General features: G+C 72.9%; 18 protein-coding genes. 13 read left to right on the top strand and 5 right to left on the bottom strand.

Annotated elements, in window-relative coordinates; all coding sequences use genetic code 11:
- Positions 1-135: 135 nt before the first annotated feature.
- The 4 genes from tig (at position 136) to clpX (ending at position 4662) form a co-directional block, all read left to right on the top strand.
- Entirely contained in the window at positions 136-1536 is a 1401-nt protein-coding gene (gene tig, locus CTKZ_RS03380; RefSeq protein ID WP_124341620.1) for a trigger factor, read from the top strand.
- Positions 1537-1776: 240 nt separating this feature from the next.
- On the top strand, positions 1777-2394 hold the full coding sequence (locus tag CTKZ_RS03375; RefSeq protein WP_371852313.1) for an ATP-dependent Clp protease proteolytic subunit: 618 nt from the start codon (positions 1777-1779) through the stop codon (positions 2392-2394).
- A gap of 49 nt (positions 2395-2443) precedes the next feature.
- Positions 2444-3148: an ATP-dependent Clp protease proteolytic subunit gene (locus CTKZ_RS03370; protein WP_124341611.1), complete on the top strand. Its 705-nt coding sequence runs from the start codon at positions 2444-2446 to the stop codon at positions 3146-3148.
- Between the two features lie 236 nt (positions 3149-3384).
- Positions 3385-4662 (top strand): ATP-dependent Clp protease ATP-binding subunit ClpX, encoded by a 1278-nt coding sequence (gene clpX / locus CTKZ_RS03365; RefSeq protein ID WP_124341610.1) that lies wholly within the window; start codon positions 3385-3387, stop codon positions 4660-4662.
- Positions 4663-4684: 22 nt separating this feature from the next.
- Here clpX and CTKZ_RS03360 read toward each other — a convergent pair whose 3' ends face one another.
- Both CTKZ_RS03360 and CTKZ_RS03355 read right to left on the bottom strand, forming a co-directional pair.
- Positions 4685-7405 carry a cation-translocating P-type ATPase gene (locus CTKZ_RS03360; RefSeq protein WP_124341609.1) on the bottom strand — a complete coding sequence of 907 codons (2721 nt, stop codon included), beginning with the start codon at positions 7403-7405 and terminating at the stop codon, positions 4685-4687.
- An 82-nt stretch (positions 7406-7487) separates the two neighbouring features.
- Positions 7488-8492, bottom strand: a complete 1005-nt coding sequence (locus CTKZ_RS03355) for an ABC transporter substrate-binding protein (protein WP_160142816.1) — start codon at positions 8490-8492, stop codon at positions 7488-7490.
- Between the two features lie 358 nt (positions 8493-8850).
- Here CTKZ_RS03355 and CTKZ_RS03350 point away from each other — a divergent pair, with 358 nt between their 5' ends.
- Both CTKZ_RS03350 and CTKZ_RS03345 read left to right on the top strand, forming a co-directional pair.
- Positions 8851-9177, top strand: coding sequence for a chorismate mutase (locus CTKZ_RS03350; RefSeq protein ID WP_124341607.1), 327 nt, complete (start codon positions 8851-8853; stop codon positions 9175-9177).
- Positions 9178-9315: 138 nt separating this feature from the next.
- A complete protein-coding gene (locus tag CTKZ_RS03345) occupies positions 9316-10515 on the top strand; it encodes a baeRF2 domain-containing protein (RefSeq protein WP_124341606.1) in 1200 nt (399 codons plus the stop codon).
- A gap of 66 nt (positions 10516-10581) precedes the next feature.
- Here CTKZ_RS03345 and CTKZ_RS03340 read toward each other — a convergent pair whose 3' ends face one another.
- Together CTKZ_RS03340 and valS are read right to left on the bottom strand one after the other, a co-directional pair.
- Positions 10582-12399 (bottom strand): AMP-dependent synthetase/ligase, encoded by a 1818-nt coding sequence (locus CTKZ_RS03340; RefSeq protein WP_124341605.1) that lies wholly within the window; start codon positions 12397-12399, stop codon positions 10582-10584.
- Between the two features lie 55 nt (positions 12400-12454).
- Entirely contained in the window at positions 12455-15124 is a 2670-nt protein-coding gene (gene valS / locus CTKZ_RS03335) for a valine--tRNA ligase (protein WP_124341604.1), read from the bottom strand.
- Positions 15125-15333: 209 nt separating this feature from the next.
- Between valS and CTKZ_RS03330 the strand changes: the two genes are divergently transcribed.
- From CTKZ_RS03330 to CTKZ_RS03305, 6 genes are all read left to right on the top strand, one after another.
- Positions 15334-16305, top strand: a complete 972-nt coding sequence (locus tag CTKZ_RS03330; protein WP_124341618.1) for a TIGR03557 family F420-dependent LLM class oxidoreductase — start codon at positions 15334-15336, stop codon at positions 16303-16305.
- On the top strand, positions 16302-17099 hold the full coding sequence (locus tag CTKZ_RS03325) for a coenzyme F420-0:L-glutamate ligase (RefSeq protein ID WP_124341603.1): 798 nt from the start codon (positions 16302-16304) through the stop codon (positions 17097-17099). Before CTKZ_RS03330 ends, CTKZ_RS03325 begins: the two co-directional genes overlap by 4 nt.
- Positions 17100-17233: 134 nt before the next feature.
- The gene (locus CTKZ_RS03320; RefSeq protein ID WP_124341602.1) at positions 17234-17731 is read left to right on the top strand and encodes a type II toxin-antitoxin system HicB family antitoxin; all 498 of its coding nucleotides are present in this window, start codon (positions 17234-17236) and stop codon (positions 17729-17731) included.
- 100 nt (positions 17732-17831) lie between these two features.
- Positions 17832-18677 (top strand): DUF4097 family beta strand repeat-containing protein, encoded by an 846-nt coding sequence (locus CTKZ_RS03315; protein WP_124341601.1) that lies wholly within the window; start codon positions 17832-17834, stop codon positions 18675-18677.
- Positions 18678-18714: 37 nt separating this feature from the next.
- Positions 18715-19503 (top strand): ABC transporter ATP-binding protein, encoded by a 789-nt coding sequence (locus CTKZ_RS03310; protein WP_124341600.1) that lies wholly within the window; start codon positions 18715-18717, stop codon positions 19501-19503.
- The gene (locus CTKZ_RS03305) at positions 19500-20261 is read left to right on the top strand and encodes an ABC transporter permease (protein WP_124341599.1); all 762 of its coding nucleotides are present in this window, start codon (positions 19500-19502) and stop codon (positions 20259-20261) included. The genes CTKZ_RS03310 and CTKZ_RS03305 overlap by 4 nt, the downstream gene beginning before the upstream one ends.
- Positions 20262-20365: 104 nt before the next feature.
- Here CTKZ_RS03305 and CTKZ_RS03300 read toward each other — a convergent pair whose 3' ends face one another.
- Entirely contained in the window at positions 20366-20752 is a 387-nt protein-coding gene (locus CTKZ_RS03300; protein ID WP_124341598.1) for a YbjQ family protein, read from the bottom strand.
- Between the two features lie 259 nt (positions 20753-21011).
- On the opposite strand from CTKZ_RS03300, the gene CTKZ_RS03295 reads away from it, so the two are divergent.
- Positions 21012-23114 (top strand): carbohydrate-binding module family 20 domain-containing protein, encoded by a 2103-nt coding sequence (locus tag CTKZ_RS03295; RefSeq protein WP_235843244.1) that lies wholly within the window; start codon positions 21012-21014, stop codon positions 23112-23114.
- Positions 23115-23126 lie beyond the last annotated feature (12 nt).

The raw sequence follows: 23126 nt of genomic DNA, 5'->3' as shown, positions 1-23126 counted from the left end.
CGGGCGGCTTTGGCGGCGGCTCGTCGCCGTGGCGTACCATCGAGGGTCGCGTGCGCGTGCCGGCAGGCAGCGCCGCCCGAACCGTCCGGCGCCGCACTCGCCGGTACCCACCCGAATCAGTTGGAGACCATCGAAGTGAAGAGCGCCGTCGAGACCCTGGACCCGACCAAGGTCAAGCTGACCGTCGAGGTGACCTACGACGAGCTCAAGCCGAGCATCGAGCACGCGTACCAGCACATCGCCGAGCAGGTCAACGTGCCGGGCTTCCGCAAGGGCAAGGTGCCCCCGCGCATCATCGACCAGCGCGTCGGTCGTCCGGCCGTCATCGAGCACGCCGTCAACGAGGGCCTGTCCGGCTTCTACGCCGAGGCCGTCCGCGACAACAAGCTGCGCCCGCTCGGTCAGCCCGAGGTCGAGGTCACCAAGGTCCCCGGCCTCGTCGCCGGCGAGGACCAGGGCGAGCTGCACTTCACCGCCGAGGTCGAGGTCCGCCCCGAGATCACCGTCCCGGCGCTCGACGGCCTGACCCTCACGGTCGACGACGTCGAGGTCTCCGACGAGGACGTGCAGGGCCGTCTCGACGCGCTGCGCGAGCGCTTCGGCACGCTGGTCGGCGTCGACCGCCCGGCCGCCGAGGGCGACTTCGTCGTGCTCGACCTGACCGCCACGATCAACGGCGACGAGGTCGACTCGGTCTCCGGCGTCAGCTACCAGATCGGCTCGGGCAACATGCTCGAGGGCCTCGACGAGGCGCTCACCGGCCTGTCCGCGGGCGAGACGACGACGTTCGTCACGAGCCTCGCGGGCGGCGAGCACGCCGGCGAGGAGGCGCAGGTCTCCGTCACCGCGACGAACGTCAAGGAGCGCCAGCTCCCCGACGCCGACGACGACTTCGCGCAGCTCGCGTCCGAGTTCGACACGCTCGACGAGCTCACGGCGGACCTGCGCGAGCAGGCGTCGCGCATCAAGGCGTCGAACCAGGCCGTCCAGGCCCGCGACCTGCTGCTCGAGAAGCTCCTCGAGGGCACCGAGATCCCCGTGCCGCAGGGCGTCGTCGACGCCGAGGTGCACCGTCACCTCGAGGGCGAGGGCCGCCTGGAGGACGACGAGCACCGTGCCGAGGTCGGCGAGCAGGCGACGACCGCGCTGCGCAACCAGATCCTTCTCGACACGCTCGCCGAGCAGCTCGAGATCAAGATCAGCCAGCAGGAGCTGCTCGACTACCTGGTGAGCGCCTCGCGCCAGTACGGCATGGACCCGAACACGTTCATCCAGACCGTCGACCAGCAGGGCCAGATCCCGGCGATGGTCGCCGAGGTCGCCCGCTCCAAGGCCCTCGCCGTCGCGCTGCGCCGCGTCGCCGTGACCGACGGCGCCGGCACGGCCGTCGACCTGTCGGAATTCATCGGCACGGACGAGGAGGACGCCGCCGCCGACGCCGCCGAGCAGGCCGCCGCGGGTGCGACGACCGACGCCGCGACCGACATCTCCGGTATCGCGGACGCGCCGGTCGAGACCGAGGACGCCAAGGCCTGATCCGCCGTCCGGGCGACCGGACGCACCCGTCGAGGGCCCCGTACCGCAGGTCGGTGCGGGGCCCTCGCCGTCGGGACTGCGCCGACAGCGAAACCCCCGGCCGCGGGGCCCTGACCGGCGCCTCGTGCGCGTTAGGGTCGCAGCAGCGCACGGCCGGCAGGGGACGTCCCGACGGCCCGGTGCAGCACCACCCGCAGGACAGTGCGTCGAAGGACGCGAACGCCAGACGAAGGAGCCTTCGTGAACGTGCAGGTGCCGGCGATGGCCCGGGCAGACTCCCCGGGTCTCGGCCTCAACGACTCCATCTACAACCGACTGCTCCGCGAGCGGATCATCTGGCTCGGCTCCGAGGTGCGCGACGAGAACGCGAACGCCATCTGCGCGCAGATGATGCTGCTGGCCGCCGAGGACCCCGACAAGGACATCTGGCTGTACATCAACTCGCCGGGTGGCTCGATCACCGCGGGCATGGCGATCTACGACACCATGCAGTACATCCAGCCGGACGTCGCGACCATCGCGATGGGCATGGCCGCGTCGATGGGGCAGTTCCTGCTCTCGTCGGGCGCCAAGGGCAAGCGCTACGCCACGCCGCACGCGCGCGTCATGATGCACCAGCCCTCGGGCGGCATCGGCGGCACGGCGACCGACGTGCGCATCAACGCGCAGCTGATCCTCCACATGAAGACGGTGCTCGCCGAGCTGACGGCCGAGCAGACCGGCAAGAGCGTGGAGCAGATCAACTCCGACGCGGACCGCGACCGCTGGTTCACGGCGCCCGAGGCCCTCGAGTACGGCTTCATCGACCACGTCGTCGAGACGGCGGGGTCCGTCACGGGCGGCGGCGGCACCGCCTGAGCGGCGCCCCGACCCGACGACCCTTCCGCGACCTTCTGAGGAGACCCTCGTGAGCATCGAGTCCCAGTTCATCGCCCGTGCGGGCCGGCTCGCCGGTCCGGGCGGCCAGGCCCCGCAGGGCCCCGTCGGCCGCTACGTGCTGCCGCAGTTCGAGGAGCGCACGGCCTACGGGTTCAAGCGCCAGGACCCCTACACCAAGCTGTTCGAGGACCGGATCATCTTCCTCGGCGTGCAGGTGGACGACGCGTCCGCGGACGACGTCATGGCCCAGCTGCTCGTGCTCGAGAGCACGGACCCGGACCGCGACATCACGCTGTACATCAACTCGCCCGGTGGCTCGTTCACGGCGCTGACAGCCATCTACGACACGATGCAGTACATCAAGCCGCAGCTCGTGACGGTCTGCCTCGGGCAGGCGGCGTCGGCGGCCGCGGTGCTGCTCGCGGCGGGCTCGCCCGGCAAGCGTCTGGCGCTGCCCAACGCACGGGTGCTGATCCACCAGCCCGCGATGGAGGGCGGCGGCTACGCGCAGGCCTCCGACATCGAGATCCACGCCAACGAGCTCATCCGCATGCGCGAGTGGCTCGAGCAGACGATCGCGCACCACACGGGCCGCGACATCGAGCTGGTCCGCAAGGACATCGAGCGCGACAAGATCCTCACCGCGCAGCAGGCGCTGGAGTACGGGATCGTCGACCAGGTGCTCGAGAGCCGCAAGGGCGCGCACCCGACGGTCGTGCAGCCGACCGCCTGACACCCGACGGACGCCGCCGTGACCGCCCGGTCCGGCGGTGTCCCGGTGGGGGACGCAGGTCCCGACGGTCGGACAATCCGGACGACCGTCCGAGGGACACGCCGCGCGCCACGGCGGGGTTCGGCTGACATCGGGCCCCGCGTGGTGTGCAATGGGAGGACGTCGCACCCGCGGGTGCGACGGGGACGACGCACCGCCCGACGGGCGGAGGGCGGACACGGAGGAAGGGGACACACGTGGCTCGAATCGGGGACGGAGCCGATCTCCTCAAGTGCTCGTTCTGCGGGAAGTCCCAGAAGCAGGTGAAGAAGCTCATCGCGGGCCCCGGCGTGTACATCTGCGACGAGTGCATCGAGCTGTGCAACGAGATCATCGAGGAAGAGCTCGCCGAGGCCACCGAGGTCGGCATGGTCGAGCTGCCCAAGCCGAAGGAGATCTTCGACTTCCTCGAGCAGTACATCATCGGCCAGGAGTCCGCGAAGCGGGCGCTGTCGGTCTCGGTGTACAACCACTACAAGCGCGTCCAGGCCGGTGAGCTGGGACGCAGCTCGGACGACCACGTCGAGATCGCGAAGTCGAACATCCTGCTGGTCGGCCCCACGGGCACCGGCAAGACGTACCTCGCGCAGACGCTGGCCCGCATGCTCAACGTCCCGTTCGCGATCGCCGACGCGACCGCGCTGACGGAGGCCGGCTACGTCGGCGAGGACGTCGAGAACATCCTCCTCAAGCTCATCCAGGCCGCCGACTACGACGTCAAGAAGGCCGAGCAGGGGATCATCTACATCGACGAGATCGACAAGATCGCCCGCAAGAGCGAGAACCCGTCGATCACGCGCGACGTCTCCGGCGAGGGCGTCCAGCAGGCGCTCCTGAAGATCATCGAGGGCACGACCGCCTCGGTCCCGCCGCAAGGCGGTCGCAAGCACCCGCACCAGGAGTTCATCCAGATCGACACGACGAACGTCCTGTTCATCGTGGCCGGCGCGTTCTCCGGGCTGGACGACATCATCGCCGCCCGCGCGCGCAAGCGCGTCGTCGGCTTCGGCGCCCCGCTGCTCGAGTCGCACGACGAGGGCGACCTGTTCGCCGAGGTCCGCCCCGAGGACCTGCAGAAGTACGGGCTGATCCCCGAGTTCATCGGGCGTCTGCCCGTCGTCGCCGCCGTGTCGCGGCTCGACCAGAGCGCGCTCGTGCGGATCCTGTCCGAGCCGCGCAACGCGCTCGTCAAGCAGTACCAGCGGATGTTCGAGATCGACGGCGTCGAGCTCGAGTTCGAGGACGAGGCCGTCGCCGCGATCGCCGACCAGGCGCTCCTGCGCGGGACCGGCGCGCGCGGTCTGCGGGCGATCATGGAGGAGGTCCTCCAGCAGGTGATGTTCGAGGTCCCGAGCCGCGACGACGTCGCCCGGGTCGTCATCACGCAGGACGTCGTCCTGGACAACGTGAACCCGACGCTCGTGCCGCGGGAGACGCCGCGCGACAAGCGGACGCCGCGCGAGAAGAGCGCCTGAGCCGCCACCCGGCGGAGGCGGGTCAGCGCCGCCCGGGGGAGCGGCGGCCGAGCGCCTTGACGGCCTCGACGAGGACCAGCACGCCGACGGCGATCGCGGCCGTGAGCGCCCAGTCGCGCGGCGCGATCGGGGCGGACTCGAACCAGTCGTGCATGAAGGGCGCGTAGACGAACACCACCTGCAGCGCGAGGAGCGTGCCGACCGCGACCCACACGACCGTGTTCCCGACGAGCACGCGGGGCGTCAGGCTCGACGCGTGCAGGAACCGGCACGAGAACAGGAACGCGACCTGCCCGAGCGCGAGCATCGTGACGGCGCTGGTCTGCGCCACGCCGTCGGTCGAGCCGAGGTTCTTCTCGACGAGGTAGACGCCGAGGGTCGCGCCGCCGATGAGCAGCGACGCGCACACGACGAGGACGAGCGAGCGCCCGGACAGGACGGACTCGGACGGTGAGCGCGGCGGCCGGTCCATGACCCCGGCCTCCGCGGGCTCGTAGGCGAGCGCGAGCGACAGCGTCACGGCCGTGACGAGGTTGACCCAGAGGATCTGCACGGGGGACAGCGGCAGCGCGAGACCGAACAGCACGGCGACGAGGATGACGAGCGACTGCGCGCCGTTGGTGGGCAGCAGGAAGACGACGGACTTGCGGATGTTGTCGTAGATCCGCCGCCCCTCCTCGACGGCCCGCTCGATGGTCGCGAAGTTGTCGTCGGCGAGGACGATCTCCGCGGCCTCCTTCGTCGCCTCGGTGCCCTTGATGCCCATGGCGATGCCGACGTCGGCGCGCGTCAGGGCGGGTGCGTCGTTCACGCCGTCGCCGGTCATCGCGACGACCTCGCGGTGCGACTGCAGCGCGCGCACGATGCGGATCTTGTGCTCGGGGCTCGTGCGCGCGTAGACGTCGACGTCCTGGACGTGCACCCGGAGCTCCTCCTGGCTCATCGCCTCGAGCTCGGCGCCCGTCAGCGCCCGGACCTCCTCTCCGGGGCGGACGATGCCGAGCTCACGCGCGATCGCGACCGCCGTGCCCGCGTGGTCGCCGGTGATCATCTTCACGGCGATGCCGGCGCGGTGGCAGTCCGCGATGGCCGCGACGGCCTCGGGGCGGGGCGGGTCGACGATGCCGACGACGCCGAGCAGGACCAGGTCGTGCAGGTCGTCGAGGTCGAGCGCGGAGGCGCCGGGGTCGGCGGGCCGTGCCGCGGCCGCGAGCACGCGCAGGCCCTGCCCGCCGAGCTCGTCGATCGTCGCCTCCCACCGGGCGACGTCGAGGGGCTCGGGCCGCCCGTCGGGTCCGCGCTGCGCGGTCGAGCGGTCGAGCAGGCGGTCGGGTGCGCCCAGCACGTGCACGCGGAGCACGTCGTCACCCAGGCCGTCGCCCGGGAGTCGGTCGAGGGTCGCGGACAGCTTGTTCGCCGACTCGAACGGCACCTCGGCCAGGCGCGACGCGTCGCCGACGTCCGCACCGGACTTCAGCGCGAGCGTCGTGAGCGCCCCCTCGGTCGGCTGCCCGACGACACGCCAGTGCCCGGCCTCGTCGGCCACGACGCGCGCGTCGTTGCAGAGCGCCGCGGCCTCGACGAGCGCACGCAGGTCGGGGTGGTCTGCGAGGCGCGCCGTCGCGCCGTCGCGCGTGACCCGGCCGGTCGGTTCGTAGCCCAGGCCCTCGACGTCGTACGTGCGCTCCGCGGTGACCACGGTGCGCGCCGTCATCTCGTTCCTCGTCAGCGTCCCGGTCTTGTCCGAGCAGATCGTGGTGACGGACCCCAGCACCTCGACCGCGGGCAGCTTGCGGGTGATCGCGTGGCGGCGCGCCATCTGCTGCACACCCAGCGCGAGCGTGATCGTGACGAGCGCCGGCAGCCCTTCCGGCACGGCCGCGACGGCGAACCCGATCGCAGCCGAGATGAGCTCGGGCGGGTCCCAGTCGTGGATCACCCGGCCGATGACCAGCATGAGCGCGGCCATCACGAGGATGCCGCGCGACAGCAGCGTCCCGAGCCGGTTGAGCTGCTGCTTGAGGGGCGTGTCGAGGTGGTCGACGTCCGCGACGAGCGCCTGGATGCGGCCGATCTCGGTGCGCGCGCCCGTCGCCGTCACGACCGCGGTCGCCGTCCCTGCGGCGACGATCGTGCCGCTGAACAGCATGCTGGACCGGTCGCCCACGCCCGCGTCCGTCCCGACCGCCGCGACGTCCTTGACCGCGGGCACCGACTCGCCCGTCAACGCCGACTCGTCGACCTGGAGGTTCGTCTCGTCCAGCAGGCGCGCGTCCGCCGGCACCTTGTCACCGGACCGCACGCGCACCACGTCGCCCGGCACGAGGCTCTCCGCGGCGACCGTCGACCAGTGCCCGTCGCGCAGCGCTGTGGCGTCGAGCGACAGCATCGTGCGGATCCCGTCGAGCGCGCGCTCCGCCTGACCCTCCTGGAGGAAGCCGACGACCGCGTTCGCGACGGCGACGACGAGGATGACCGTGAAGTCGACCCAGTCGCCCAGGAACGCCTTGAGGACCGCCGCGGCGAGCAGGATGTAGATGAGGACGTCGTCGAAGTGCTGGAGGAAGCGGACCACCGGGTGCGCCCTCGCCGGCTCCGGCAGGCGGTTCGGGCCCGTCTCGGCGAGGCGTCGCTCGGCGTCGGCCGCCGTCAGGCCGCGCGCGTCCGTGTCGAGCGAGGCCAGCACGTCGCCGGGCGGCAGCGCGTACGGACGCAGGTCGGGCAGGGTCGACGCAAGGCTCATGTCGTCACCTCGGGCATCGTGGCCGGTGCCCGCATCGTGGCACGGCGATCCGTGCGCGGGCCACCTCGGCGGTTGCCCCGACCTACGAGCCGGACCCGGCCGTCACGTCGTGGACCGCGTGCGCCATGTGCGGCTCCACGGCCAGGAACCCGAGCTCCACGAGGTCGTCCGCGAAGGCCCGCAGGCGCTCGACGCCGGCGTCGTCCAGGGGCGCCACCTCCGGTACGTCGAACGTGCCGATCACCTTGATCGCGTCGCCCGGCGCGCCGGCGCGCGAGTACAGGTCCGTGATGGCGGACGGCTTGTCCTCGACCGCCGCGGCCTGGGCGGCGAGACCGTCGAACAGCGCCCGGACCGCCTCCGGGTGCTCGTGCGCGAACGTCCGCGACACGACATGCACGGTGGCGTCGTTCGAGCCGACCTGGTCGCCCCGCGCGACGACGACCGCTCCCGGCGTGCTCTGCGCGGTCGCGAAGTGCTCGTCGGCCGTCGCCCACGCGTCGACCGTACCGGCCACGAATTCCGCGGTCGCGTCCGACTCGCTGAGGTACACCCGCTGGACGTCGTCGCTCGTGAGGCCGACCGTGGCGAGCGCCTTCGCCAGGACGTAGTCCCCGACACCGCCGGGCGTCGGGCCGACGGCGACCGTCAGGCCGCGCAGGTCCGCGACGCCGGTGACCGGGACCCCCGCGCCGACGACGACTCCCTGGTCGTCGCCCGAGGTCGTCTCCACCGCGAACGCGACGACGTCGCGCTCCTCGGCCGCCCACGTCAGCAGCTGGGCCGCGTCGGTCGTCGTCACGTCCGCCTGGTCGGTGAGCAGCGCGTCGTACGCGACCGACGGGACCGTGTAGGGCCCGAGCCACTGCGCCGCCACGCCCGCCTCGTCGAGCGCGTCGTCGACGAGCCCCGACGTGCGGCCGAGGGTCAGGTGGTTGGCCGTGGAGACGTCGGCGACCCGGACGGTCGTCGCCGTGCCGTCGGCGGGCGTCGACCCGCCGCCGGACGCGCCGTCCGCGGCGCACGCGGTCAGCAGGGCGGCCGCGGCGGTCGCGGTGGCGGCGAGGGCGGTACGACGTCGGGTCACGACGTGCTCCTTCGTGCGGTGGCCGGGCAGGCCGGCGGCGGGGCCGTGCGCGGGTGCGCGACGGCGACGGTTCGGTGGTCGACCGCACAGGGGGAGGCCGGGACGGCCGCGACGCGGGCGGGCGCCGGCCCCGCACGCACGCCGGCGTCAGCCGGCCCGTACGCACCTCGACCACGCGACCCGTGCGGCCCGAGCGGCGCTCGTGCGCCCTCCTGCCGCCCCACCCGTCGCGTCCCCCTGCTCCGGTCGGTCGCGCGACCGTAGCGGTGAAACGGACGAATGGGACGAGTCGTCCCATGTGCTGGTCAGCGGCGGACCGTCCGGCCGATGCCGAGGGGGTGCGCCTAGGATCGCGGGCGTGAGCGACCTGCCGGCACCGATCCCCACTGAGCTGGCGCGGCTGCGCCACAGCATCGACAACATCGACGCGGCGCTCGTGTACCTGCTCGCCGAGCGGTTCAAGGCGACCCAGCAGGTCGGCGTCCTCAAGGCCGAGCGCGGGCTCCCGCCGTCGGACCCGGGCCGTGAGGAGCAGCAGGTCGCGCGCCTGCGCGAGCTCGCGCACCAGGCGGACCTCGACCCGGTGTTCGCGGAGAAGTTCCTCGCGTTCATCGTCGAGGAGGTCATCCGCCACCACGAGGCCATCGCGCAGGACCACGCCGCGGAGCGCGCGCAGCAGCCGTGACGCCGGCGCGGTCGCGACCCGTCAGGGGTGGCGCGCCGCGCGCATCCGGACGAGGGTAGGTACGTCAGCCCCGGCAGGACGCGCGGGTCCGCTGCGCCCGCGGTCGCCGAGGACCGTCGACCACTCACGAGGTGCTGCATGGACCTGCACTGGCTGAAGCCCCTCCTCGGGCGCCCGGCTCCGTTCACGACCGTCTACCTGGACGTGACGCGTGCCGACGTCGCGGGGGAGGCCGAGGCGGCCGACCGCTGGCGGGCCGTCCGCCGGACGCTCGAGCGCGACGGCGCACCCGCGGCCGTGCTGGACGAGATCGGCGAGCGGTTCGCCGTGCCGACCGGCGTCAAGGGCCCGCACGGTCGCGTCATCGTCGCCGACGCCGAGGGCGTGCGCGTCGACCGCGTGCTGTCGGAGCCCCCCGCGCAGTCGAGCGCGGTGTTCGGACCGGCGCCCGCGCTGCTGCCGGCCGTGCGCGCGGCCGAGGAGGGCGTGCACCACGTGCTCGTCGAGGTGGACCGCAACGGCGCGGACCTCACGTGGCACACCGGCGACGGCGCACGGACCGGCGACGCGTCCGAGGTCGAGCACGTCGACGGTGGCCACGACGACGTGCACAAGGTCAAGGACGGCGCGCTGTCGCGGCGGAACCAGACCCGCGCCGAGGACTCGTGGGAGCGCAACGCGGAGGCGGTCGCGGCGGTCCTGGGCAAGCGGGTGGCCGAACGGTCGCCCGACCTCGTCGTGCTCACGGGCGACGTGCGCGCCGTCGCGCTCGTGCGCGACGAGGTCGACCAGCACGTGCGCGCCGTCCTCGTCGAGGTGCCGGGTGGCGCGCGGGGCGAGGGCGTCAAGCGGGACGCGTTCGCCGCCAAGGTCGCCGACGCGCTCGACTCGTTCCGCAACCGGCGGCGCGAGGCCGTGCTCGCGCGGTTCCGGGAGGGGCAGGGCCGGGGCGACGGCGCGGTCACCGCGCTCGACGACGTGATCGAGGTGCTGCGTCGGGGGCAGGTCGACGAGCTCGTGCTGCACGAGTCGACGCTCACGGGCGCCCTCGCGGACAAGGAGCTGTGGGTCGGACCCGAGCCGCTCCAGCTCGGCACGAGCATCGCCGACCTCGACGCGCTCGGCGTGTCCGGCGACGCGCGCCGCAAGCTGCCCGCCGGCGTCGCGCTGGTGCGGGCCGCGCTGGGTCAGGATGCCGGGGTCACATTCGCTGAGGACGGCAGCGTCGAGCTCGTCGGCGGGGTCGGCGCCGTCCTGCGCTGGTCGGACGGGTCGACGCCCAGCGAGTCGGTGCCGACGCAGTCGGCCGACCAGCGGCGGCTGCGCAACGTCGTCTGACGCCGTCTCCGGACAGGTCGACGCGGTGGTCGGCGCGGAGAGGGCGGGGTTGCTCCTCCGCGCCGGTCAGCCGTGGTGCTCTCGCGTGTCGACGTAGAGCGCGTCGATGTCCGCCGCGAAGTCCTTGAGCACGAGCGCGCGCTTCACCTTGAGCGACGGCGTGAGGTAGCCGTTCGCCTCGGTGAGGTCGGTCGGCAGGACACGGATCTTGCGGATCGACTCGGCGCGCGACACGGCCTCGTTCGCGCGGTCGACGGCGCGGTCGAGGGCCTCGAGCACGCGCGGGTCGGACCCGGCCGTGACGACGTCCATGGGCGGCATGCCGTGGTTGGACAACCACCCGGGCAGCATCTCGGCGTCGAGCGTGACGAGCGCGCCGATGAACGGACGCTGGTCGCCGACGACGACGACCTGGCTGACGATGGGGTGGCCGCGCAGCCGGTCCTCGAGGACGGCGGGGGCGACGTTCTTGCCGCCCGCGGTCACGATGATCTCCTTGGTGCGGCCCGTGATGCGCAGGTAGCCGTCGTCGTCGAGCGTGCCGAGGTCGCCCGTGCGGAACCAGCCGTCGACCAGCGCCTCGGCGGTCGCCTCCGTGTTGTGCCGGTAGCCGCGGAAGACGTGCGGGCCGGAGATCCAGATGCCGCCGTCGTCGTCGACCCGCACGGACGTGCCGGGGAACGCGGGACCGACGGAGCCGACCTTGGTGAGGCCCGGACGGTTGACCGTCGTCGGTGCGGTGGTCTCGGTCAGGCCGTAGCCCTCGAGCACGCGGACGCCGATCCCGCGGTAGAAGTGCCCGAGCCGCTCGCCGAGCGGGGCGCCGCCGGAGATGGCCCACTCGGCCCTGCCGCCCAGCGCGGCGCGCAGCTTCGTGTGCACCAGCGCGCCCGCGAGACGGTGCTGGGCCTTCAGCGCGGCGGACGGCCCGGCGGGGGTGTCGTGCGCACGCGAGAAGGCGATCGCGACCTTCGCCGCCCAGCGGAACAGCCGCAGCTTCGTGCCGCCGCCCGCCTTCTGCTCGGCCGAGTTGTAGACCTTCTCGAACACGCGCGGTACGGCGAGGACGAACGTCGGCTGGAACGCCGCGAGGTCCGGCAGCAGGTTGCGCGTGTCGGGCGTGTGGCCGAGGACGGCGCCGGACGGGATGCACAGGACCTCGATGTACCGCGCGAACACGTGCGCGAGCGGCATGAACAGCAACGTCCGCGAGTGCGGCTGCGCGCACACCTCGCCCAGCCCGTCGACGCCGTTGAGCGTGTGGAACACGAAGTTGCCGTGCGTGAGCTCGACGCCCTTCGGGCGGCCCGTCGTGCCGGACGTGTAGATGACGGTGGCGAGGTCGTCCGCGCCGGCCAGCGCCGAACGTCGCTCGATCTCGGCGTCCGGCACCGTGGCGCCCTCGGCGACCAGCCCGTCGACCGCGCCCTCGTCGATGACGAGCACGTGCGCGAGGCCCGGCAGGTCGTCGCGGACCTGTGCGACCACGCTCGCGTGCGCCGCGGTCTCGACGAGCGCGATCCGTGCGCCCGTGTCGGCGGCGATCCACCGCACCTGCTCGGGCGACGACGTCTCGTACACCGGCACGCCGACGCCGCCCGCCGCCCAGATCGCGAAGTCGAGCAGCGTCCACTCGTACCGGGTGCGCGACATGAGCGCGACGCGGTCGCCGGGCTCGAGCCCGCGCGCGACGAGGCCCTTGGCGACGGCGCGCACCTCGGCGGCGAAGGCCGTCACCGTCACGGGCGCCCACGTCCCGCCGAGTCCGGTGGACCGTTCGATCAGCACGCCGTCCGGGTCACGCGCGAGCCGCTGCGCGAGCAGCCCCGGGATGTTGGCGCGCGGGTCGAGGCCGACCGGGCTGGGGGAGGAGAACTCGCGCACTGCCGCGCTCCTGTCGCTGGTCGCTGGGATGTCTGCTCGGCTGCGCCGCGGTGCGTCAGGCCTGCGCGGCCTTCGGCTGCGGCTCGGCGAGCACCGCGTCGCGCGCGACGACCTGCTCGCCGTCCTGCTCGACGAGGTCGAGCGAGCCGACCGCGCGCCCCGCGGCCCGCACGTCGTCCAGCGCCACGTCGACGCCGGCGCGCAGCGCTGCGGGCACCGCGAGCGTCACCGCGGTGATCTCGGTGCGCATCGACACCTTGGCCTCCGACTTCACCTTGCGCAGCGCGGCGAGCGCGGCACCGGCGGCTGCGACCACGCCCGGGTCGGCGTCACCCGCGGCGGCCCGCAGCGGCGCGGCGTCGGGCCACGGCGCACGGTGCACCGAGCCCTCGCGCCACCACGACCAGACCTCCTCGGTCGCGAACGGCAGCACGGGCGCGAACAGGCGCAGCATCGTGTCGAGCGCGATGCCGAGCGCGGCGCGCGCCGACGCGGTCTCGGCCGACACCTCCTGCGCGCCCGCGCCGTACGCGCGGTCCTTGACGAGCTCGAGGTAGTCGTCGCAGAACGTCCAGAAGAAGGTCTCCGACAGCTCGAGCGCGCGCGTGTGGTCGTAGGACTCGAGCGCCTCGGTCGCCTTCGCGACGACGTCGGCGAGCCCGGCGAGCATCGCGCGGTCGAGCGTCACGGTCACGAGCGCCGGGTCGAGCTCCGCCGTGCCGAACGACAGCGCGAACTTCGACGCGTTGAGGATCTTGATCGCGAGGCGGCGGCCGATCTTCATCTGGCCGACCTCGAACGCCGCGTCCGTGCCGAGGCGGGCGGACGCCGCCCAGTACCGGACCGCGTCGGATCCGTGCTCCTCCAGCAGGCCCATGGGCGTCACGACGTTGCCCTTGGACTTCGACATCTTCTTGCGGTCGGGGTCGAGGATCCAGCCGCTGATCGCCGCATCGGTCCACGGCAGGGTGCCGTGCTCGAGGTGCGAGCGGACCACGGTCGAGAACAGCCAGGTCCGGATGATGTCCTGGCCCTGCGGGCGCAGGTCCATCGGGAAGACGCGCGCGAACAGGTCGGGGTCGGTGCGCCAGCCGCCGACGATCTGCGGGGTCAGCGAGCTGGTCGCCCAGGTGTCCATGACGTCCGGGTCGCCGACGAAGCCGCCGGGGACGCCGCGCTGGTCGGCCGTGTAGCCCGCGGGCACGTCGGACGACGGGTCGATCGGCAGCTGGTCCTCGGTCGGCAGCAGCGGCGCGTCGTGGTCGGGGTCGCCGTTCTCGTCGAGCCGGTACCAGACCGGGAACGGCACGCCGAAGAACCGCTGCCGCGAGATGAGCCAGTCGCCGTTGAGGCCGCCGACCCAGTTCTCGTAGCGGACGCGCATGAAGTCGGGGTGGAAGTCGAGCTCCGCGCCACGCGCGAGCAGGCCCTCGCGCAGGTCGGCGTCGCGGCCGCCGTTGCGGATGTACCACTGGCGGCTCGTGACGATCTCGAGGGGCTTGTCGCCCTTCTCGTAGAAGTTCGCCTTGCGCTGGGTGGCCTGCGGCTCGCCGTCCAGGTCGCCCGACGCGCGCAGCCCGTTCACGACGGCCTCGCGTGCCGAGAACGTCGTCTTGCCCGCGAGCTCCTCGAACGCGGCACGACCGGCGTCCGTCGTGAGCCACTCGGGCGTCTCGCGGACGATGCGACCGTCGCGACCGACCACCGAGCGGGTGGGGAGCTGCAGCTCGCGCCACCACTGCACGTCGGTGAGGTCGCCGAAGGTGCAGCACATCGCGATGCCGGCGCCCTTGTCGGGCTCGGCGGCCGGGTGCGCGAGGACGGGCAGCTCGACGCCGAACAGGGGCGACGTCACCGTCGTGCCGAACAGGTGCTGGTAGCGCTCGTCGTCGGGGTGCGCGATGAGCGCGACGCACGCGGGCAGCAGCTCGGGTCGCGTCGTCTCGATGTAGACGGGCTCAGCGGCGTCAGCCGCACCAGCACGATGGAAGGCCACGCGGTGGAACGCGCCCGGGTAGTCGCGGGCCTCGAGCTCGGCCTGCGCGACCGCCGTCTGGAACGTCACGTCCCACAGGCCCGGCGCCTCGGCCTGGTACGCCTCGCCGCGCGCGAGGTTGCGCAGGAACGCCTGCTGGGCGACCGCGCGGGCCTCGGCGGACACCGTCTGGTAGGTCATCGACCAGTCGACGGACAGGCCCAGGTGGCGCCACAGCGCCTCGAACTGGCGCTCGTCGTCGGCGGTCAGGCGCTCGCAGAGCTCGACGAAGTTGCGGCGGCTCACCGGCACCTGGTCGGCGGGCTTCACGGGCTTGCCGTCGGTTCCCTCGTGCGGCGGCACGAAGCCCTCGACGTAGGGGAGCGACGGGTCGCAGCGCACGCCGTAGTAGTTCTGCACGCGGCGCTCGGTCGGCAGGCCGTTGTCGTCCCAGCCCATCGGGTAGAACACCTCGCTGCCGCGCATGCGGCGGAAGCGGGCGACGACGTCGGTGTGCGTGTACGAGAACACGTGCCCCACGTGCAGCGAGCCCGAGACCGTCGGGGGCGGGGTGTCGATCGAGTAGATCTCCTCGCGCGTGCGCGAGCGGTCGAACGCGTAGAGGCCCTGGGCCGTCCACGCGGAGTCCCAGCGGTCCTCCAGGCCGTCGAGCGAGACCTTGTCCGGTACCGCCCGCGTGCCCGTGGTGCCAGGGGTCGTCGTGGGGGCGGTCGGGTTCAGGTCGCTCATGGGCACACATCCTCCCAGATCCGCGACCAGGACCCGCGCGGGTTTCCCCGGGCGGACCGGCCCTGTGCGCGAGGGAACACGCGCGACACACGGCGGGGTTAGTGTCGCGGGAGGGCCACCCGCACGAGGCGGGCCGCCCGGCACGACGAGGGAGAGCGACGCGGGTGAGCGGTGTGACGGCGAACGGTCTGACGGTCGGGTACGCGGCGATGCTGGAGCAGTTCCACCCCACCGAGGCGGTGGACCTGTCGGCGCACGCCGAGGAGCACGGCTTCTCGGGCGTGATGGCGGCCGACCACTTCCAGCCGTGGGTGCCCGCGCAGGGGCAGTCCTCGTTCGTGTGGAACGTGCTGACGGCCGTCGGTGAGCGGACCCGCGGCGACTTCGGGCCCGGCGTGACCGCGCCGACGTTCCGCTGGCACCCCGCGATGGTCGCGCAGGCATCGGCGACGCTCGCGGCGATGTACCCGGGCCGGCACTGGCTGGGGCTCGGCTCGGGCGAGGCGCTGAACGAGCACATCATCGCCGAGTACTGGCCCGAGGCTCCCGAGCGGATCAACCGCATGTTCGAGGCCATCGACATCATCAAGAAGCTCTTCACCGCGTCGCTCGCGGGCCGCGACGTCAAGCACGCCGGGCAGTTCTACAAGCTCGAGTCGACGCGGCTGTGGACCATGCCGGAGGAGGCGCCCGAGATCCTCGTCGCGACCGCCGGTCCCGTCACCGCCAAGCGCGCGGGCAAGCACGCCGACGGGCTCATCACGGTCGGCGCCCCGCTCGAGAAGATCAGCGGCCTGTTCGGCAAGTTCCACGAGGGTGCGCGGGAGGCCGGGCGGGACGCGGACGCGATGCCCAAGGTCCTGCAGCTGCACATGTCGTGGGCGCCCACGGACGAGGAGGCGCTCGCCAACGCGATGCGCGAGTGGCCCAACGGCGGCATGAAGTTCCCCAAGGCCGACATCCGCTCGCCGTTCGACTTCGAGCAGATGGCCCGGCTCGTGCGCCCCGAGGACTTCGAGGGCCGCATGGTCATCTCGTCCGACCCCGACGTGCACCGCGCCGAGATCCAGAAGTACGTCGACCTCGGGTTCGACCGGATCTACCTGCACAACGTCGGCCGCAACCAGCGCGAGTGGATCGAGGTCTTCGGCGCCGACGTGCTGCCGAAGCTGTCGCGATGACCAGCGGCCCGACGGACGAGCTGCGGGTCTGGGCGCCCGCCGGGCTCGGCGAGGTGCGGCCGGGCGACGACCTGCCGACGCTGCTCGTCGACCTGCTGCGCGCCGACGCGACGGCCCGGCCGGACCGTGCGCTCGCGGACGGGGACGTGCTGGTGCTCACCAGCAAGGTCGTGTCGAAGGCCGAGGGGCGCGTCGTCGCCGCGGCCGACCGCGAGCAGGCGATCACCGACGAGACCGTGCGCGTCGTCGCGACGCGCGAGCACGCCGCCGGGGTCACGCGGATCGTCGAGAACCGGCTCGGCCTCGTCATGGCGGCCGCGGGCGTCGACGCGAGCAACACGCCCGACGGCACGGTCCTGCTGCTGCCGGTCGACCCCGACACGTCCGCACGCGCGGTGCGCGTCGCCGTCGCCGCGGCGTTCGGCGTGCGCGTCGGCGTCGTCGTGTCCGACACCGCAGGGCGACCGTGGCGTCAGGGTGTCGCCGACCTGGCGATCGGCGCGGCGGGTGTCGCGGTGCTCGACGACCTGCGCGGGCAGGTCGACTCGTTCGGGCGACCGCTGACGATGACCGTGACCGCCGTGGCGGACGAGATCGCCGCGGCGGCCGAGCTGGTCAAGGGGAAGGCGGCCGGGCGGCCGCTCGCGGTGGTCCGCGGCTTGGGGCACGTCGTCACCGTGGACGACGGGCCGGGCGCGCGCGTGCTGGTGCGGACCGGCGACGACGACATGTTCCGGCAGGGGAGCGCTGAGGCGTACGCGCAGGGCTGGAAAGACGCGGTCGAGCGAGGCTGAGGGCGCCGCGGAGCGCACATGACGCGGTGTCTCACTGTCGCGACACCACCGCGCGTCACTGGTGACACCATCTGACGAAGATTTGACACCACAAACGCTTGTGGTGACACCACTGTGGTGTCATGCTAGGTGTCATGGAACTCGGGCAGTACGTCAGCGACCTCCAGCGCCAGCTCATGGACGCCGCCGAGCACGGCGGGGACGACACCCGCGCCGTCGCCGAGCGGCTCGCCGCGGGCCTCGACGCGGCCACCCGTCTCGTCCTGCTCGACGCCCTGTCGGCGGCCGCCGGCGAGATCACGCGTGACCTCGCACCCGGCTCGGTCGACGTGCGGCTGCGCGGCCGCGAGGTCGAGTTCGTCGTCACGCAGCCCCCGTCCGAGGCGGACGCCGAGGAGGCGAACGCGGTGACCGCCGCGCCCGTCGACCTCGACGACGTCAGCACGTCACGCACGACCCTCCGTCTCCCCGACGCGCTCAAGGCGCGCGTCGACGAGGCGGCCACCGCCGACGGCCTGTCCGTCAACGCCTGGCTCGTCCGGGCGATCGCGGCAGCCCTGCAGCCCAAGCAGCGACGATCCGCGCAGCGCACGCTGCGCACCGGCGACAGCTTCGCCGGCTGGGCCCGCTAGCCGGGCACCGCACGCCCGGGACGACCAGCTCCTCGAGCACCACCAGCCCCGCGGACCCGCGGGGCGGGACAAGCACACCCTGACCACGGGAGGCGTCAGCATGCCCACGTACAGCACCCCCCAGCCCATCGACCTCGCGGTCCACGTCCCCGTCGGGGACCTGCGCGTCGTCGCGAGCGACCGCACGGACACCGTCGTGACGGTCACACCCTCGAACCCCACGAAGCAGGCCGACCACCGTGCGGTCGAGGAGACCAAGGTCGAGCTCGACGGGCGGCGGCTCACGGTCCTCGGGCCGCGGCCGCGGCTCAGCTGGATCGGCCCCGGGCCGTCCGACTCGGTCGACGTCGTCGTCGAGCTGCCCGCCGGCTCGCGTCTGACGGCCGAGCTGTCGGTCGGCAACGTCCAGACGGTCGGTCGGCTCGGCGCCACCCGGGTCAAGAGCTCCTCGGTGCGGATCGACACCACCGGCGACCTGTGGGTGCGCGCCATGCACGGCACCGTCGAGGTGGACCGCGTCGAGGGTGCCGCCGAGATCACGGCCGACCACGGGCGCGTCCTGGTCGGCACCGTGCACGGCGACGCCGTGCTCAAGGCCTCGCACGGGTCCGTGCGCGTCGAGGAGGCCGCGGGCGACCTCGACGCGAAGCTCTCGTACGGCGACCTCGACATCGACCGGGCGCTCGGCTCCGTCACCGCGAAGACGGCCTACGGCAGCGTCCGCGTCGCCGAGGTCTCGAGCGGGTCGATCCAGGTCGAGAGCGGCTACGGCCAGGTGGCCGTCGGTGTGCGCCCCGGCGTGGCCGCGTGGCTCGACCTGTCGTCGAAGGACGGACGCGTCCGCAACCAGCTCGACGGCGAGCGTGCGCCCGACGAGGGCGAGCGCACCGTCGCGGTCCGGGCGCGCACGCGCTCGGGCGACATCACCGTCCAGCACGCCCGCTGAGCGGTCACCACCACCACCAGAAGGGACGCGACACCTCATGAACGTCACCTCACCCGCCATCCGCGTGCGCGGCGTCGAGAAGTCCTTCCAGGACCTCCAGGTCCTGCGCGGCGTCGACCTCGAGGTCGCGCCGGGCAGCATCTTCGCCCTGCTCGGCTCGAACGGCGCCGGCAAGACGACGATGGTGCGGATCCTGTCGACGCTGCTGAAGCCCGACGCGGGCACGGCCGTCGTCAACGGCTTCGACGTGACCGTCGCAGCGCGCGACGTCCGCGAGTCGATCAGCCTGACCGGGCAGTTCGCCGCGGTCGACGAGATCCTCTCCGGACGCGAGAACCTCGTGCTCGTCGCGCGGCTGCGGCACCTGGACGACCCCGGCCGCATCGCGGACGACCTGCTCGCGCAGTTCAGCCTCACCGAGGCCGGCTCCCGGCGCGTGTCGACCTACTCGGGCGGCATGCGGCGGCGCCTGGACATCGCGATGAGCCTCGTCGGGCACCCGACCGTGCTGTTCCTCGACGAGCCGACGACGGGCCTGGACCCCGAGACGCGCCAGGAGGTCTGGCAGGTCATCCAGGGGCTCGCCCGGCAGGGGACGACGGTCCTGCTCACCACGCAGTACCTGGAGGAGGCCGAGCAGCTCGCCGACCGCATCGCGATCCTCCACCAGGGCCGCATCATCGCGAACGGCACGCTCGCCGAGCTCAAGGCGCTGCTGCCGCCCGCGACCGTCGAGTACGTCGAGAAGCAGCCGACGCTCGAGGAGATCTTCCTCGCGCTCGTCGGGACCCACGCCACCACCGAGTCCGGGAAGGACCAGTCATGAGCACCCACGTCTACGCCGACACCGTCGCCCTCACCGGGCGCTCGCTGCGGCACATCAGCCGCAGCGTCGACACGATCATCACGACCGCGCTCACGCCCATCGCCCTGCTGCTGCTGTTCGTCTACGTGTTCGGCGGGGCGATCGAGGCCGGTGGCGAGAGCTACGTCAGCTACCTGCTGCCGGGCATCCTGCTCATCGCGATCGCGTCGGGCATCGCGTACACCGCCGTCCGGCTGTTCACGGACCTGCAGAGCGGCATCTTCGAGCGGTTCCACTCGATGCCGATCGCGCGCTCGTCGGTGCTGTGGGCGCACGTGCTGACGTCGCTCGTCGCCAACGGGATCACGGTCGTGATCATCGTCGGCGTCGGGCTGCTCATGGGCTTCCGGACCTCGGCCGGGGTCGGGGCGTGGCTCGGTGTGGCGGGCATCCTCGCGCTGTTCACGCTCGCGCTCACGTGGCTCGCCGTCATCGCCGGTCTCACCGCGAAGTCCGTCGACGGAGCCGCGGGGTTCTCCTACCCGCTGATCTTCCTGCCCTTCATCAGCTCCGCGTTCGTCCCGACGGAGACCATGCCCGGGCCCGTGCGGTGGTTCGCCGAGAACCAGCCGGTGACGTCGATCGTCGACAGCATCCAGCACCTGTTCGCGGGCGAGCCCGTCGGCAGCGACCTCTGGGTCGCGCTGGGCTGGTGCGTCGGCATCCTCGTCGTCGCCTACCTCGCGGCGATGTCCGCGTACCGGCGGCGGGTCGGCTGATGCCGTACCGCTCGTCCCTCGTCCGGAACCCGGGCTGAGGCGCCAGGATCCTCGACCGCATGCCGGTCGGGGATCGTGGCGTGTCAGCCCTCCCCGCGCCTGCGTCAGCCGCCCGGCGGCGGCGTGCTCGCGGCGACGTGCGCGGACTGACCGGTCGCACCGGCATCGCCCGCCGGGATCGGCTCCGCGACGACCGCCGTCCCGTAGACGCACACCTCGCTGAACTGCCCGACGGCCCCGGTGTCGAACCGCATCGCGACGATCGCGTTCGCGCCGCGCTGCCGGGCCTCGTCGACCATGCGGCGCATCACCTCGTGCCGGCTCTCGTACATGATCTTCGTGTACTCGGGGATCTCCCCGCCGCCGATCGAGCGCAGGCTCGCGGTGAGGCTGCCGCCGATGTTCGTCGAGCGGACCGTCAGGCCCATGACCTCGCCGAGCACGGCCTGCACGCGGTAGCCGGGGATCTCGTTCGTCGTCACCACGATCACGCGCGCATCGTGTCACGCGCGCCCGACGGCAGGGCAGGACGGCGGCCCGGATTCATCCCCTGTCCGCGGCGTCGCCCCGGTGGTACGTTCGCCCGCAACGCGGTGCTGCAAGTTGCAGCAAGAAGTTGCTGCCGTTCCGAGACCCGGAACCGGTCCGACGCCACGCCCACCCGGCGAGCAGCGCAGCTCGACGTCCGGACCGCCCGCCCACGCCCAGCCGCGCACGACGACGTGCGCCGAGCCCGATCGGAGCCTCTCCGTGACCGCCACCACCCGCACGCCCGCGCGTGCCGCCCGACCACGCCGGCGACGCGCCGTCGCCGCCCTGGCCGCCCTGCTCGTCGCCGGCGCCGGCCTGACCTCCTCCGTCGCGCCGACCGGAGCGGCACCACCTGTGCCGCAGCCCGTCGTGCCGTCCGCGAACGGCCGCGGCGACGTCATCCTCAACCTCTTCCAGTGGACGTGGGACGCCGTCGCCCGCGAGTGCTCCTCGACGATCGGGCCCGCCGGGTTCGGGTACGTGCAGGTGTCGCCGCCGCAGGAGCACGTCACCGGGTCGCAGTGGTGGACGTCGTACCAACCGGTCAGCTACCGCGTCGAGTCGAAGCTCGGGACGCGCGACGAGTTCCGCGCGATGGTCGCGACGTGCCGCGCCGCGGGGGTCGGCGTCATCGCCGACGCCGTGCTCAACCACACGACCGGCGCGGACCGGGGGAGCGGCACCGGCGTCGCCGGGTCGTCCTTCGGCGTCGACTCGTTCCCCGGGATCTACGGCGCCGCGGACTTCAACGACTGCCGGTCCAACATCGCGAACTACGGCGACCGCTACCAGGTGCAGAACTGCCGGCTGGTGTCGCTGCAGGACCTGCGCACCGGCACGTCGTACGTCCGGGACCGGCTCGCCGGGTACCTCAACGACCTGCTGAGCCTCGGCGTCGCGGGCTTCCGCATCGACGCCGCCAAGCACATCCCCGCCGCCGACCTCGCCGCGATCAAGAGCCGGCTCACCAACCCAGACGTCTTCTGGGTGCACGAGGTCATCGGCGCGAGCGGCGAGCCCGTCCAGCCGTCCGAGTACCTCGGCAGCGGCGACTCGCACGAGTTCTTCTACGGCCGGCGGCTCAAGGCCGCGTTCGACGGCAACCTCGCCAACCTGCGCACGATCGCCGACGGGCTGCTGCCGTCGTCGTCGGCGGGCACGTTCGTCGACAACCACGACACCGAGCGCAACGGCGAGACGCTCAGCTACAAGCGCGGCGCCGAGTACCGGCTCGCCAACGTGTTCCTCCTCGCGCACCCCTACGGCGCCCCGTCCGTCTACAGCGGCTACACGTGGGACGACAAGGACGCCGGCGCGCCCGGTGCCTCGGCGACGAGCGTGCCCGACGCGTCGTGCGCCGACAGCCGGTGGGTCTGCACGCAGCGGTGGACCGAGGTGCAGGGCATGGTCGGCTTCCACAACACCGTCGGCAGCGCGCCGCTCGTGCAGTGGACCGACGACGGCTCGCAGCTCGTCGGGTTCGGCCGCGGGGACCGCGGCTACGTCGCGCTCAACGACCACGACCAGCCCGTCACGCGCACCTTCCAGACGTCGATGCCCGCGGGCTCCTACTGCGACGTCGTCGCGTCCGCGACGTGCGCGTCGACCGTGACCGTGTCGTCGTCGGGCACCTTCACCGCGACCGTCCCCGCGCACGGTGCCGTCGCGATCCACGTCGGCCGTCCCGGCGGGCAGCCGACCGCGAGCACGACCGTCTACTACGCGACGACGCCCGGCTGGTCCGCCTACCGGATCCACCACCGCGTCGGCTCCGGGGCGTGGACCGCCGTGCCCGGCGTCGAGATGGCGCCCGCGTGCACCGGCTGGGTGTCGCGCGAGATCGCGACGGGCGGCGCCGCCGTGACCGCTGCGTTCACGAACGGCACCGGGACGTGGGACAGCAACGGCGGGCGGGACTACACGCTCATCGGTGCGGCGGTCCGCGTGGCCGGCGGCGTCGTCACCCCGGGCAGCCCGTGCGGCACCACGCCGACGCCCACCCCGACACCGACACCCACCCCGACCTCGTCGTCCGCCGCCGTCTCGTTCGGCGTCCAGGCCACGACGGCGTGGGGCCAGAACGTGTTCGTGGTCGGCGACGCCGCCGTCCTCGGCGGCTGGGACCCGGCGCGCGCCGTGCCGCTCTCGCCGGCCGCCTACCCCGTGTGGCGGGCGTCGGTCACGCTGCCCGCGGGCTCGACCGTGCAGTACAAGTACGTCCGCAAGGACGCGTCGGGTGCCGTGACGTGGGAGGGCGGGACGAACCGCACGGTCACCGTGCCGTCGTCCGGGACGCTCACGCTGAACGACACCTGGCGCTGACGCGCGACGCGC

Origin of the sequence: Cellulomonas algicola (genome assembly GCF_003851725.1) — a bacterium.
Taxonomy (GTDB): Bacteria; Actinomycetota; Actinomycetes; order Actinomycetales; family Cellulomonadaceae; genus Cellulomonas; species Cellulomonas algicola.
The sequence above is the reverse complement of the archived record's forward strand: the minus strand, read 5'-3'. Positions and strand labels throughout refer to the sequence as shown.

Bases quoted from the DNA above. Each gene is read 5' to 3' on its own strand.
- CTKZ_RS03360 (WP_124341609.1), bottom strand. From the start codon at position 7,405: ATGAGCCTTGCGTCGACCCTGCCCGACCTGCGTCCGTACGCGCTGCCG.
- CTKZ_RS03345 (WP_124341606.1), top strand. From the start codon at position 9,316: ATGGACCTGCACTGGCTGAAGCCCCTCCTCGGGCGCCCGGCTCCGTTC.
- valS (WP_124341604.1), bottom strand. From the start codon at position 15,124: ATGAGCGACCTGAACCCGACCGCCCCCACGACGACCCCTGGCACCACG.
- CTKZ_RS03330 (WP_124341618.1), top strand. From the start codon at position 15,334: ATGCTGGAGCAGTTCCACCCCACCGAGGCGGTGGACCTGTCGGCGCAC.
- CTKZ_RS03325 (WP_124341603.1), top strand. From the start codon at position 16,302: ATGACCAGCGGCCCGACGGACGAGCTGCGGGTCTGGGCGCCCGCCGGG.
- CTKZ_RS03320 (WP_124341602.1), top strand. From the start codon at position 17,234: ATGGAACTCGGGCAGTACGTCAGCGACCTCCAGCGCCAGCTCATGGAC.
- CTKZ_RS03315 (WP_124341601.1), top strand. From the start codon at position 17,832: ATGCCCACGTACAGCACCCCCCAGCCCATCGACCTCGCGGTCCACGTC.
- CTKZ_RS03310 (WP_124341600.1), top strand. From the start codon at position 18,715: ATGAACGTCACCTCACCCGCCATCCGCGTGCGCGGCGTCGAGAAGTCC.
- CTKZ_RS03305 (WP_124341599.1), top strand. From the start codon at position 19,500: ATGAGCACCCACGTCTACGCCGACACCGTCGCCCTCACCGGGCGCTCG.